At 47.9% G+C, this 15,890-nt stretch carries 1 protein-coding gene; it reads right to left on the bottom strand.

Features of this window, described 5'->3' with window-relative positions; genetic code table 11:
- Positions 1-23: 23 nt before the first annotated feature.
- Entirely contained in the window at positions 24-15,614 is a 15,591-nt protein-coding gene (locus tag QFZ48_RS27600) for a gliding motility-associated C-terminal domain-containing protein (protein WP_429064720.1), read from the bottom strand.
- Between the last annotated feature and the right edge of the window lie 276 nt (positions 15,615-15,890).

The following is a 15,890-nucleotide window of genomic DNA, read 5'->3' as shown; positions in this document are numbered from 1 at the left end:
GTTTTATGATCGCGTATCCGTTATCAGCGGATCACGGTAACTTCTCCTTTCAGTACGTTGGAGGATCCGCCGGCTACTTTCTTGTAAGAAAGCCACCATACGTATGTGCCAACATCCACCGGAACTCCCTTGTATCTGCCATCCCATCCTTTATGATTGTCGGACGACATGAAGATCAGCTCACCCCAACGGTTAAAGATCCGCAGTTCGTAGTCGAACATTTGTCCCCTCACTACTGGTCTGAACACATCGTTACGTCCGTCGCCGTTTGGTGAGAAGGCGTTTGGTAAGGTTGGTTTAGGTTCACATTCTATAAAGCCTACGGTGATATCATCGGTAGCAGATCCGCAATCGTTGAATACGGTTACGGTGTAAGTACCTCCGTTGGTTACGGTGAGGGATGGTCCGCCGGAACCGTTATCCCAGCGTACACCGGTAATTCCGCCACCTTCAGCACGCAGTATCAGCGTTTCACCTTTACACAGGGTGGTATCTCTTCCCAGGTTGATAACCGGTAAGCCGGTGATATTTACTTTCACGCTGTCGAGGAACACACGTTGACAGTATTTATCCATCACAGCTAATTTATAGCTACCTGCCTGAGAGATCTGTTTAACCGGGTTAGGATCGCCGTCGTTCCAGAGGTAAGAAATGGCATCCGGATTGGTTCCGTCCAGGGTAATGGTGCCACCAGGGCAGATATTCCTGTCGGGTCCCAGCTCCATAGTGAGCGCTGGTTTCATCCTTACATTCACGGTATCTCTTACCACGCAGTTATCCCTGCTTACGGCTACCCAGTATCCGCCTGGCTTGTTTACCACGATAGAGTTGCTGGTTTCACCCGTCTGCCATTTGATACGGCCGCCGTTGGAATTAACGGTGAGCATAATAGACTGGTCAGGACAGATAGAGGTGTCGCGGCTCAGGCTGATGTCTGGCGGAGGATTCACACTCACTTTCACGGTATCAATGGTGATACATCCGGACTTCATCACTTTCACCCAGAATTGTTCCTGTGTTCCTACCAGGATGGAAGGTTCTGTAGAACCATTACTCCAGAGATAGGAGCCACCATTTACATAAGCATCCAGTTTCACGGTTTGGCCGCGGCAGATGGTTGTATCAGGGATATCAACCAGTGGCGTTGGTACCAGACCTACATGGATGGTATCGGTAGTGGCGCATTCGCCGTTGCTTACATTTACCCAGTAGGTGCCTGCCTGGTTAATATTGATCCGTTGCGTGGTTGCGCCGGTAGACCATTTAATCTGGTAGGCGAAATTAGCAGGACCTGCATCCAGCACCAGGTTGTTGCCACCACAGATAGTGGTATCGTTGCCCAGGTTCACCATTGGTTTCTGGATGTAACTCAGATTGTAAGTCACGGTGTCAGAGGAACAACCCGTTCTGCCATCCGTAATGATGAAGGAAGCAGAAGTAGCCCCGTTCAGGTTAAACACATTGTTGCTTTGTGTTCTTGGCAATCCTGTTACCGCATTGGCCGGCGTAACTGCTACCAGCGTATAGGAAGGCAGGTATACGTTGCCAACTTTGCGTAAAGCGATCCTGCCGTTGTCTGAACAGTTGGAAGGCAGGGTAGCTTCCAGTTGCGGTTTATCGCAAGGCTTAATGATTACACGCTGGATAACGTCGCTGGCTTTATTGCCGCAGGCATCCATGATGGTCCATCTTCTTATAATCGTATATCCGTTACAGATATCTTCCACATATGGATCTTCTGTATAGATAGCTCTTTTCGGGAAGCTGTTATCACAGTTGTCTGTTGCGGTTAATACCGGTGCAGCAGGGATCTTATCCTGACAGTAGATTTCCACATCTGCAGGAGCAGGCATGATCACTGGTCTGGTGGTATCTTTTACATTTACTACCTGTGTGATGGTAGTGGTATTACCACAGGCATCTTTAGCGATCCAGGTTCTGATGATGCGGTAGTTGCCGGCACATTCTCCTGGTATTCTTTCTGTAGTGATCCTGCGGGATACGGTAAGACCATTTCCGATGCTGCTGCAATTATCAGATACCTGTACATCGGTAGCAGGAGCAGGGATGTTATCACAGCTCACTGTTGTGTCGGCAGGAGGCTTCACAGTGAATACCGGTTTAGTGGTGTCCTGAACGGTGATGATCTGCTGCATTACGGTTTTGTTGCCGCATTCGTCGGTAGCGGTCCAGGTTCTTGTTTCCCGGAAGTTAGCGGCGCAGTTACCTGGTAATTTCACGGTTTTGCTACTGGTGAACACCTGGATGCTGCCGCTGCAATTGTCGGTAGCGGTGATGGCAGGCCATGTCGGTACCTTATCGCAATCTACCACGGTATCCTTCGGAGCAGGCATGCTGAATACCGGTCTGCTGGTGTCCTGTACCTTAATGATCTGTTGTACTGCACGGGCATTACCACATTCATCAAAGGCGGTCCACTTACGGTAGATCACGTAGTTGTTATTACAGCTGTTCGGGTTGTGGGCAGCAGAGTCTTTCGGCACTACTGTAATTACACCCGGCGTACAGTTATCGGTTGCTGTGAGATTAAATCCGGCCGGGATCTTATCGCAATCCACTGTGGTATCGGCAGGTGTAGCCATATTGAATACCGGGGCGGTCATGTCTTTCACGGTGATCACCTGTTTCAGGGTCACGCCGGTGTTACATTCGTCTTTCGCGGTCCAGGTGCGGATCAGCAGGTAATTGTTAGCACAGTTGCCTGGCAGATCCTGGCGAACTTCCACTACAGGGATAATGATTTCCCCGGCGCAGTCGTCGTTTGCTTTCAGGTTTATTGCTGCAGGTACCTTATCACAATTTACGGTGGTATCGGCAGGCGCTGGTGTGGTGAATACCGGTGCTTTGGTATCCTTTACCGTAATGGTTTGTGAAGCGCTTACTGAGAGACCGCATCTATCTGTCGCTGTCCAGGTACGGGTAATGGTACTGAGACAAGGCGAAGTAACCACGGTGACGTCATTGTAAGTAATGGTCAGCGGCTCGTTGTTGTAAGGCGCGTGACTGAACGCCGGATCTCCGAAGAGCGTGGTGTAGTCTTTACCTCTTTCACATTCCGTTGTTATGGCCGGAGGAGTGAAGGTAACAATCGGGCTGATAGTGATGGCCGTGATTTTCACCACGTTGCTGATGTTGTTGATACAAGCTCCGGAAGCTACCACTCTTCTGTACCAGGTGTTGGCTGCAAGCAAACCAGGCTGGTAAGTATCGCTGGTGGCGCCGGTGATGTTGGTGAATGGTCCGTTTGCACCGGCAGTGCTTTGTTGCCACTGGTAGGTGTAAGTGCCATTACCGCCGGTCAGTGCATTGCTGCGTATAGCCATTGGCGCTTCTGTTACGCAAACTGTTTGATCATCCTGAATGGTGTTACCGAGTATTGGTTTACGGTTAATCAGGGTGACACTGGAACTGGAAGCGTCGCACACGCCGTTGCTTACGACCCATGTTAATTGGGCTGTTTCGCCGGCAGGAACGGTGATGGTTGCATCTTTCCGGTTAATATCACTGATGTTGATCAGTGCCGCGTTGTTGCTGGTTACAATCCAGGTGCCTTTTGCACCTGCTACACCAGGATCGCTGGCGCTCATTTTAAAGGTGGCATCATCGCAATGTTCCTGATCAATACCTGCGCTGGCAGGTACCGGTAATCTGTAGTTGATGAGTGTTACATCATCCCAGGTAGCGCTACATACGCCGTTGGTCACAGTCCAGCGTAAAGTAACCGTATCACCTGTGTTGATGTTCACATTGGAAGTAGGACTGTTGATAGACCTGATCGCAGCATTTCCTTTAATAACAGACCAGAAGCCTTTTGCACTTGGTACAGATACCGGATCTGCTGCCAGGGTGAAGTCGCCGGTGTTATTACACATTTCAATATCTGCTCCTGCATTTGCAGCAGCCGCTGTTTTATAGTTGATCAGTGTAACCGTGCTGCTGGTGCTCATGCAGCTACCATTTGTGACGGTCCATTTCAGGATTACAGTATCGCCAACCGGAACAGTTACTGCGCTATTCGGGTCATTTACCGATTTGATAACGGCGTTACCCGGAACACGGCTTACATCGGTCCAGGTGCCTTTTGCACTGGGGGATCCGGGTTGACTCGCCTTCATGATGAAGTCGGCTGTAGTATTACATTTTTCCTGGTCAAGGCCGGCATTTGCTGTGATGGCCGCTTTGTAGTTGATGATGGTTACCCTGCTGAAGCTGGTATCACATACACCGTTTGCGATAGCCCACTGGAGTATCACGGTATCGCCTACAGGCACTGTTACCGCGGTAGTAGGACTATTAGGTGATTTGATTTTTGCTCTTCCAGGTATTGGGCTGATGTCAGTCCAGGTTCCTTTTGCAGTGGGCACGCCTGGTACATTTGCCGCCATGATGAAGTCGCCTGTGTTGCCACAGATGGCCTGGTCAGGACCGGCATTTGCTTTATTTGCGTTGGCGTAGTTGGTAAGCATTACTGTATCATAAGTAGCGGCGCAGGTGCCATTGGTGATTCTCCAGACCAGTTTTACGCTGACACCCGCAGCAACAGTAACGGCCGTGTTGTATTGATTCGGAGAGGCGATAGTTACGCCGGTGGTACCGGCTGGATTCGTCCAGGTACCTGTTACATGTAAACCGGCAGGTTTGCCGCCATCCAGGATGAAGTTGATGTCATCACATTTTTCCTGGTCAGGACCAGCCTTGGCGGCAGCAGGTGTTTTGTAGCTGGTGATCCTTACAGTATCTGCCAGGTCTGCTGCGCATTTTGGATTGGTGATCTTCCAGGTAAACAGGATGGTGCTGTCTGCCGGAACGGTAACGGAAGTTTTCGGATTATTAATGTTCGCGATCTTCACAGTGGCAGTAGCCGGTGAGAAGCTCCATGTACCAATAGCACCCAGCTCAGTAGGAGCGGTGGCGTTCATGGTAAAGGTGGTTTGCTCACAGGCTATTTTATTGGTGCCTGCATCACGCATAATTGGTTTGAGCAGGCTGGTGATGGTAACTGTATCCGATTTATCGGCGCTACAAGTACCATTTGAAATGCTCCAGATCAACTGTACCGCCGTGTTTGCAGGAACCGTCACAGTGGTTTTCGGATCGTTCTTATTTACAAAAGATACTGCAGCAGTAGCGGGGAGGAAGGTCCAGGTGCCTTTCGCGTCCAGTTCAGTAGGAGCAGTGGCGTTAAGCGTAAAGGTGGTTTTCTCACACTCCATTTGATCGGTTCCTGCATTGCGCATAATTGGTTTAAGCAGGCTGGTGATGACAACTGTATCAGATTTGTCCGCGTTACAAGTACCATTTGAAATGCTCCAGATCAGCTTCACCGCAGCATTGGCGGGAACTGTAACACTCGTGTTGGCCTTGTTCTTATCTACAAAAGTTACCGCAGCAGTAGCCGGCAGGAATGTCCAGGTACCTTTTGCATTCAGTTCCGTAGGCTCAGTAGCATTAAGTGTAAAGGTAGTTTTATCACATGCTGTCTGGTCAGTACCTGCATTGCGCATCACTGGTTTGAGCAGGCTGGTGATGGTAACTGTATCTGATTTGTCCGCGCTACACGTACCATTTGAAATGCTCCAGATCAGTTTCACCGCAGCATTGGCGGGAACTGTAACACTCGTGTTGGCCTTGTTTTTATCAACAAAGGTTACAGCAGCAGTAGCCGGCAGGAAGGTCCAGGTGCCTTGTGCATTCAGCTCTGTAGGCTCGGTGGCATTGAGTGTAAAGGTAGTTTTATCACATGCTGTCTGGTCAGTACCTGCGTTGCGCATCACTGGTTTGAGCAGGCTGGTAATAACAACCGTATCCGATTTGTCCGCGCTACAAGTACCATTTGAGATGCTCCAGATCAGTTTCACCGAGGCGTCGGCGGGAACGGTAACAGAAGTATTAGCTTTGTTTTTATCAACAAAGGTTACCGCAGCAGTAGCCGGCAGGAATGTCCAGGTACCTTTTGCATTCAGTTCCGTAGGCTCAGTAGCATTAAGTGTAAAGGTAGTTTTATCACATGCTGTCTGGTCAGTACCTGCATTGCGCATGACTGGTTTGAGCAGGCTGGTGATGACAACCGTATCCGATTTATCGGCGCTACATGTGCCGTTTGAAATGCTCCAGATCAGTTTCACCGCAGCATTGGCGGGAACTGTAACACTCGTGTTGGCCTTGTTTTTATCAACAAAGGTTACCGCAGCAGTGGTGGGCAGGAATGTCCAGGAGCCTTGTGCATTCAGCTCTGTAGGCTCGGTGGCATTAAGCGTAAAGGTTGTTTTATCACATGCTGTCTGGTCAGTACCTGCATTGCGCATGACTGGTTTAAGCAGGCTGGTGATGACAACCGTATCCGATTTATCGGCGCTACAAGTACCATTTGAAATACTCCAGATCAGCTTCACCGCAGCATTGGCGGGAACTGTAACACTCGTGTTGGCCTTGTTTTTATCAACAAAGGTTACCGCAGCAGTAGCAGGCAGGAAAGTCCAGGTACCTTTTGCATTCAGCTCAGTAGGCTCGGTGGCATTAAGCGTAAAGGCAGTTTTATCACATGCCGTCTGGTCAGTACCTGCATTGCGCATCACTGGTTTGAGCAGGCTGGTGATGACAACCGTATCCGATTTGTCCGCGCTACAAGTACCATTTGAAATGCTCCAGATCAGTTTCACCGCGGTGTTGGCCGGAACGGTAACAGAAGTATTAGCCTTGTTCTTATCTACAAAGGTTACCGCAGCAGTAGCAGGCAGGAATGTCCAGGTGCCTTGTGCATTCAGCTCAGTAGGCTCAGTAGCATTAAGCGTAAAGATAGTTTTATCACATGCTGTCTGGTCAGTACCTGCATTGCGCATGACTGGTTTGAGCAGGCTGGTGATGACAACTGTATCCGATTTATCGGCGCTACACGTACCATTTGAAATGCTCCAGATCAGTTTCACCGCAGCATTGGCGGGAACTGTAACACTCGTGTTGGCCTTGTTCTTATCTACAAAAGTTACCGCAGCAGTAGCTGGCAGGAAGGTCCAGGTGCCTTGTGCATTCAATTCTGTAGGCTCAGTAGCATTAAGCGTAAAGGTAGTTTTATCACAGGCTGTCTGGTCAGTACCTGCATTGCGCATCACTGGTTTGAGCAGGCTGGTGATGACAACTGTATCCGATTTATCGGCGCTACAAGTACCATTTGAAATACTCCAGATCAGTTTCACCGCAGCATTGGCCGGAACTGTAACATTCGTATTAGCCTTGTTTTTATCAACAAAAGTCACGGCAGCAGTAGCCGGCAGGAAGGTCCAGGTGCCTTGTGCATTCAGTTCTGTAGGCTCAGTAGCATTAAGCGTAAAGGTTGTTTTATCACACGCCGTCTGATCAGTACCTGCATTGCGCATCACTGGTTTGAGCAGGCTGGTGATGACAACTGTATCCGATTTATCGGCGCTACACGTACCATTTGAAATGCTCCAGATCAGTTTCACCGCAGCATTGGCGGGAACTGTAACACTCGTGTTGGCCTTGTTCTTATCAACAAAAGTTACCGCAGCAGTAGCAGGCAGGAATGTCCAGGAACCTTGTGCATTCAGCTCTGTAGGCTCGGTAGCGTTGAGTGTGAAAGTAGTTTTATCACATGCTGTCTGGTCAGTACCTGCATTGCGCATGACTGGTTTGAGCAGGCTGGTGATGACAACCGTATCCGATTTGTCCGCGCTACAACTACCATTTGAAATGCTCCAGATCAGTTTCACCGCAGTGTTGGCCGGAACGGTAACAGAAGTATTAGCCTTGTTTTTATCTACAAAAGTTACCGCAGCAGTAGCAGGCAGGAATGTCCAGGTGCCTTGTGCATTCAGTTCTGTAGGCTCAGTGGCATTAAGCGTAAAGGTTGTTTTATCACACGTCGTCTGGTCAGTACCTGCATTGCGCATCACTGGTTTGAGCAGGCTGGTGATGGTAACCGTATCCGATTTGTCCGCGCTACAAGTACCATTTGAAATGCTCCAGATCAGTTTCACCGCAGCATTGGCGGGAACTGTAACACTCGTGTTGGCCTTGTTCTTATCTACAAAAGTTACCGCAGCAGTAGCCGGCAGGAATGTCCAGGAGCCTTGTGCATTCAGCTCTGTAGGCTCGGTAGCATTAAGCGTAAAGGTAGTTTTATCACATGCTGTCTGGTCAGTACCTGCATTGCGCATCACTGGTTTAAGCAGGCTGGTGATGGTAACCGTATCCGATTTGTCCGCGCTACACGTACCATTTGAAATGCTCCAGATCAGTTTCACGGCAGTATTAGCAGGAACTGTAACACTCGTATTAGCCTTGTTTTTATCAACAAAAGTCACCGCAGCAGTAACAGGCAGGAATGTCCAGGTGCCTTGTGCATTCAGTTCTGTAGGCTCAGTGGCATTAAGCGTAAAGGTTGTTTTATCACACGCCGTCTGATCAGTACCTGCATTGCGCATCACTGGTTTGAGTAGGCTGGTAATAACAACCGTATCCGATTTGTCCGCGCTACAAGTACCATTTGAGATGCTCCAGATCAGTTTCACCGCAGCATTGGCGGGAACTGTAACACTCGTGTTGGCCTTGTTCTTATCTACAAAAGTTACCGCAGCAGTAGCCGGCAGGAATGTCCAGGAACCTTGTGCATTCAGCTCTGTTGGCTCGGTAGCGTTGAGTGTGAAAGTAGTTTTATCACATGCTGTCTGGTCAGTACCTGCATTGCGCATCACTGGTTTAAGCAGGCTGGTGATGGTAACCGTATCCGATTTGTCCGCGCTACAAGTACCATTTGAAATACTCCAGATCAGTTTCACCGCAGTATTAGCGGGAACTGTAACACTCGTATTGGCCTTGTTTTTATCAACAAAGGTTACCGCAGCAGTAGCAGGCAGGAAGGTCCAGGTACCTTTTGCATTCAGCTCTGTAGGTTCAGTAGCGTTAAGTGTAAAGGTAGTTTTATCACATGCTGTCTGGTCAGTACCTGCATTGCGCATCACTGGTTTAAGCAGGCTGGTGATGGTAACTGTATCTGATTTGTCCGCGCTACACGTACCATTTGAAATGCTCCAGATCAGTTTCACGGCAGTATTAGCAGGAACTGTAACACTCGTATTAGCCTTGTTTTTATCAACAAAAGTCACCGCAGCAGTGGTGGGCAGGAATGTCCAGGTGCCTTGTGCATTCAGTTCTGTAGGCTCAGTGGCATTAAGTGTAAAGGTAGTTTTATCACATGCTGTTTGGTCAGTGCCTGCATTGCGCATCACTGGTTTGAGCAGGCTGGTGATGACAACCGTATCCGATTTGTCCGCGCTACAAGTACCATTTGAGATGCTCCAGATCAGTTTCACCGCAGTATTAGCAGGAACGGTAACACTCGTATTAGCCTTGTTCTTATCAACAAAAGTTATCGCAGCAGTGGTGGGCAGGAATGTCCAGGTGCCTTGTGCATTCAGTTCTGTAGGCTCAGTGGCATTAAGTGTAAAGGTAGTTTTATCACATGCCGTCTGGTCAGTACCTGCATTGCGCATCACTGGTTTGAGCAGGCTGGTAATAACAACCGTATCCGATTTGTCCGCGCTACAAGTACCATTTGAGATGCTCCAGATCAGTTTCACCGCGGTGTTGGCCGGAACGGTAACACTCGTATTAGCCTTGTTTTTATCAACAAAAGTCACCGCAGCAGTAACAGGCAGGAATGTCCAGGTGCCTTGTGCATTCAGCTCTGTAGGCTCAGTAGCATTAAGCGTAAAGGTAGTTTTATCACATGCTGTCTGGTCAGTACCTGCATTGCGCATCACTGGTTTGAGCAGGCTGGTGATGACAACTGTATCCGATTTATCGGCGCTACAAGTACCGTTTGAAATGCTCCAGATCAGTTTCACCGCAGTGTTGGCCGGAACGGTAACATCCGTATTAGCCTTGTTTTTATCAACAAAAGTTACCGCAGCAGTAGCAGGCAGGAAGGTCCAGGTGCCTTGTGCATTCAGCTCTGTAGGCTCAGTAGCATTAAGCGTAAAGGTAGTTTTATCACATGCTGTCTGGTCGGTACCTGCATTGCGCATCACTGGTTTAAGCAGGCTGGTGATGGTAACTGTATCTGATTTGTCCGCGCTACACGTACCATTTGAGATGCTCCAGATCAGTTTCACGGCAGTATTAGCAGGAACGGTAACACTCGTATTAGCCTTGTTTTTATCAACAAAAGTCACCGCAGCAGTAGCAGGCAGGAATGTCCAGGTGCCTTGTGCATTCAGTTCTGTAGGCTCAGTGGCATTAAGCGTAAAGGTTGTTTTATCACACGTCGTCTGGTCAGTACCTGCATTGCGCATCACTGGTTTGAGCAGGCTGGTGATGGTAACCGTATCCGATTTGTCCGCGCTACAAGTACCATTTGAAATGCTCCAGATCAGTTTCACCGCAGCATTGGCGGGAACTGTAACACTCGTGTTGGCCTTGTTCTTATCTACAAAAGTTACCGCAGCAGTAGCCGGCAGGAATGTCCAGGAGCCTTGTGCATTCAGCTCTGTAGGCTCGGTAGCATTAAGCGTAAAGGTAGTTTTATCACATGCTGTCTGGTCAGTACCTGCATTGCGCATCACTGGTTTAAGCAGGCTGGTGATGGTAACCGTATCCGATTTGTCCGCGCTACAAGTACCATTTGAGATGCTCCAGATCAGTTTCACCGCAGTATTGGCGGGAACGGTAACACTCGTGTTGGCCTTGTTTTTATCAACAAAAGTTACCGCAGCAGTAGCCGGCAGGAATGTCCAGGTGCCTTGTGCATTCAATTCAGTAGGCTCAGTAGCATTAAGCGTAAAGGTAGTTTTATCACATGCTGTCTGGTCAGTACCTGCATTGCGCATGACTGGTTTGAGCAGGCTGGTGATGGTAACAGTATCCGATTTATCCGCGCTACATGTGCCGTTGGAGATGCTCCAGATCAGTTTCACCGAGGCGTCGGCGGGAACGGTAACAGAAGTATTAGCCTTGTTCTTATCTACAAAGGTTACCGCAGCAGTAGCTGGCAGGAAGGTCCAGGTGCCTTGTGCATTCAATTCAGTAGGTTCAGTAGCATTGAGTGTGAAAGTAGTTTTATCACAGGCCGTCTGGTCAGTACCTGCATTGCGCATCAATGGTTTGAGCAGGCTGGTGATAACAACTGTATCTGATTTGTCCGCGCTACATGTTCCGTTTGAAATGCTCCAGATCAGTTTCACTGCAGTATTAGCAGGAACGGTAACATCCGTATTAGCTTTGTTCTTATCAACAAAAGTTACCGCAGCAGTAGCCGGCAGGAAGGTCCAGGTGCCTTGTGCATTCAGTTCCGTAGGTTCAGTAGCATTGAGTGTAAAAGTAGTTTTATCACATGCTGTCTGGTCAGTACCTGCATTGCGCATCACTGGTTTGAGCAGGCTGGTGATGGTAACCGTATCCGATTTATCGGCGCTACACGTACCATTTGAGATGCTCCAGATCAGTTTCACCGCAGCATTGGCGGGAACTGTAACACTCGTATTAGCCTTGTTTTTATCAACAAAAGTCACCGCAGCAGTAACAGGCAGGAATGTCCAGGTGCCTTGTGCATTCAGTTCTGTAGGCTCAGTGGCATTAAGTGTAAAGGTAGTTTTATCACATGCTGTTTGGTCAGTGCCTGCGTTGCGCATCACTGGTTTGAGTAGGCTGGTAATAACAACCGTATCCGATTTGTCCGCGCTACAAGTACCATTTGAGATGCTCCAGATCAGTTTCACCGCAGTATTAGCAGGAACGGTAACATCCGTATTAGCCTTGTTTTTATCAACAAAAGTCACCGCAGCAGTGGTGGGCAGGAATGTCCAGGTGCCTTGTGCATTCAGCTCTGTAGGCTCAGTAGCATTAAGCGTAAAGATAGTTTTATCACATGCCGTCTGGTCAGTACCTGCATTGCGCATCACTGGTTTGAGCAGGCTGGTGATAACAACTGTATCCGATTTATCGGCGCTACACGTACCATTTGAAATGCTCCAGATCAGTTTCACCGCAGTATTAGCGGGAACGGTAACATTTGTGTTGGCTTTGTTTTTATCTACGAAAGTCACGGTAGCAGTAACAGGCAGGAAGGTCCAGGTACCTTTAGCACCCAGTTCCGTAGGCTCAGTAGCATTAAGTGTAAAAGTAGTTTTATCACATGCTGTCTGGTCAGTACCTGCATTGCGCATAACAGGCTTCTTATAATTGGTAATAAATACCGTGTCATTGGTAGTCAAACATGGTCCGTTGGAAATAGTCCATACCAATGAAGCGGTATCACCAACAGGTACTTTCACAGTAGCATTCCACTGCGTTGGGTTGGTGATAGTAACCCGCGGGTTAGGCGATGTCCAGAGGCCCGTAGCTCCTGCAGGAGCCGGAGTATTACCTGCTAACTGGAAGTCAGTAGCGCGGTCACATTCTGTTTGGTCAGTATTTGCATTGGCAACATTAGGTTTTGCAAATACTTTCACCGTTACACTCGCACAGGCGGTGTTACCACAAGGACCGGTACTTTCTGCCCGCACATAATAAGTGGTGGTGGCAGTTACATTATTAAATACAACTTCAGCACCATTATTAATAGAGGAAGCTGGAGTTACTGCTACGCTGCCTGGTAAACCAGGACAAGCACCGGTATACCATTTCCATTTATGTGTAGTACCAGTAGAATCAGTTCCCAAGGAACCTCCTATCACTTTTAAAGTAACATTACCGGTAACGCACAGACTGTCGGAGCTGGCATCAATGGAAGTAGGAGCGGTTGAAGGCTTTTCCACAGAAACAGAAAACGGCACCGTAACGCTACATCCGTGTAACGTATCCTCCTGTGCTGTAATGACGAAGTCGTAGCTACCAGCAGGTATGTTTGCCGGCAGCTTCACGTTAAAGATACCAGAGGTATTGTTAGATGGCCATGCTTTGGACACCGTTACAAAACCAGGCATCTTCCTGGTGGCGGCAACACTGAGTACATACTGCTTCAAAGTCCCTGGTACCACGTTGCTGTAGGAAACCGTAAAGGAATCCACCGTATTACAAACCGCAGCTGCAGCAATATTCAGCGTAGGCTTATCCTTAATGGTAAGGTTAACGGTAGTCGAGTTCGGACCGGGACAAACACCATTAGAGATGGTCCATGTCAGCACAAATGTTTTAGGCCGTGCATTGCTGACAACAGAAGCTATCGCATTATAAGCGGTGTCGTAGTTAATGGTGATATCCGAAGAAGTAGTACCTGGCGCTAATGTCCATTTACCGGTTTCACCAACGCCCGGCTTACTGGCGTTCAGCTGGAAATCACGTAACTCGCACTGTACCTGGTTCAGACCTGCAACACTCGGGGTAAGAGGTCTGGTATTAATGAGTGTAACCCGGTTGGTATCCGTACATGCAGCCAGTGCTTTGTTGGTAATTATCCAGAAGAGACGTACCGTATCACCTGCCATAACACCCGTCACGCTGGTGGCGGCAGTAGTAGTATTGGTAATAACGGCTCCTTTGTTTGGACCGTCAAATGACCAGGTACCTTTCTGATCCGAAGGAGGGGTGCTCCTTTTAATATTAAAGGTGGATATATTACATTGTCTGTAGATGGTATCCACATCCGCTACCGGCACCGACCGCACATTTACCCTGAAGGTGTCAACGACCGTACAGGTTTTGTTGGTCACAACAACGTTGTAAGCTTTGGTACCGGTATCTGAAGGAACATGCGAAATAGCGGGCACTTTACCTTTAATAGAATCAATGCCATATTTCCACATCCAGTTCAAACTGTCGGCGGGCGCGCCTGTAATGCCTAAGTTCAGGTTAATCTGTGCACCAAGACAAATATTCACCGGTCCGCCTGTAATAGCGGTGACCGGTTTTTTATCTACAACTACCCGGGCAAATCCACTGTCCTTACATTGACGCGGTTCATTCTTCACAGAGTTCCACCCGTAATCTGCAATCCCGATAGCCCAGTAGTCTCTGGTGCTGTCGGGAAATACGGTCATTTTAGGGCCAAAATAAACCGGGTCCACCTTCCATTCATAAGTACTGTATCCTCCATCAGCCGTCAGATCCACACTTTGCCCGATACAGATCCTGCCCGACGAAATGGTTACTTTGGGCTTCGGAAGAATAGTGATCTTGGTGTATTTCGATGGAGACGCACAGTTGCTGACGTTTCCCGATTCAAGGATATTTACCCGGTAATATTTATGTACTATCTGGTTGGGATCTCCTTTCAGCGCGCCATCCGCAAATGTGAGCGTGTTGGTAGCCGCGCCTGATATACCGTTTCCATTTACAACAGGAAACCAGTCGGCCGGATTGTTTTCATCCCCGGTATTACTGTAAAACCATTGATATATTGGATTCTTAAAATAATCCTGGTTGGGATCGTAAGTGCCATTCGGCAAATGACCATCAGGACTATATAATGCTTTAATAGTAATAGGAGCGCCTTCACAAAGTGAATCCGCTCTTAATTCTGTATCAATCTGACCATCGATAAATGAGTAGATGTCCGGGCTGCAATAATTAAAGCCGATATCATCTATCGCGATATCATTTCCACAATCACCAAGACGATCATTGACAATTTCAAGTGTTACTGCAGTTACACCTCCGGGTGTTTTAAAGCTGCCGCCGTATTGTTGCCATGTTGAATACGACAGGTTCATTGATACGTCGTAGGTTTTAAACCTTGCGAGTGTATCCCACAATGCAGCATTAGTGCTGCCCTTTTTATTAATGATGAGGAAGGTAACCCCGGCATAGTGATAACCATCCGAGTTACCTGCCGCACAGTTATAGTTAAATACGTTGTAGCTGTTTACGTTCAGGAACCAGGCGCTGAAATTATAAGAAGAGCCCGGGCATACCTGCACATTGTTTTTAGTATAGAAAGATTTTTTATTGATAGAAGAGTTGGCGATGAGCATACCACCCACGGAGTCGATAGTACTTCCGGTATGATCTGTTGCCTTTACCCACTCACTTCTTATTTGAGTATGCCAGAAAATATTGTAACTATCATCAATGAAATTAGCCCCGTTCAGAGGCATAGGTACATAGTTATATCCGGTAACCGCTGCATTGGAGCGGCTGTCGGTAGCATTCTTTTTGAATTTACCAAAGTCCTCCAGGAAATCGCTTTTACTGGTCGTATTACCCAAACACGGTTGAATTGTACAGTCTTTTACGTAAATGGACTTTGTAACCGGATAGGTATTATTTCCCCTGAATAGCACCACTTTCACCGTATACTTAGCGGCATCATTAAATTTAATGGTCAGGGAGTTCTTATTAATATTTATGCCGCCGGAGTTATAAGTGTCCCTCCGCTGGCCAACTAATTCGTGGCCTGCCCTGGTATCGGTCGTGAAGAGCACATCATAGGTTCCCCCCGTGATTGTCCAGGTCGCGGAATCTGCATAATTACTGGTGTTATTCCAGAAGAAGGCGTTCATACTGGCGAAACTTCCCTTACATATCGTGTCGGGAAGGTTCATAAAGGCTGTGCCGTTTGCCGGCGCAGTTTGTGCTGCCACCTGTTTATTAAGCAGCACAAGCCCCAGTATCAGGTACAAAAAGGTTAATAGTCGTTTCATAGGTGCAAACAGTTAAGTAAGAAAAGTATCAGGATTGAGCAGCTTTTGTTTGCTCAGTCCATATTGTACCTCAACTCTTTACATCGGTTATCTTTCCCGGATGGTTTTTTCCGGCAGAGCGTGGAGCAAGTGTAAAATGGTTTCATAGGCGTCAGGTGTTTATACTTGGTATGGCTAAAATATATAAATGAATTAAGATTAAAATTAGATGTAATATAGGGAAATAAAAAAAGTGTTATTAATCGTAATATGATAAAGCGCCAGATAAGTTGACCG

The sequence above is a fragment of the Chitinophaga sp. W2I13 genome, assembly GCF_050434005.1.
In the GTDB taxonomy this organism is placed as follows: Bacteria; Bacteroidota; Bacteroidia; order Chitinophagales; family Chitinophagaceae; genus Chitinophaga.
This window is presented reverse-complemented; position numbering and strand designations above follow the sequence as displayed.

Coding starts and splice junctions, on each gene's coding strand:
- QFZ48_RS27600 (WP_429064720.1), bottom strand. CDS start 15,614: ATGAAACGACTATTAACCTTTTTGTACCTGATACTGGGGCTTGTGCTG.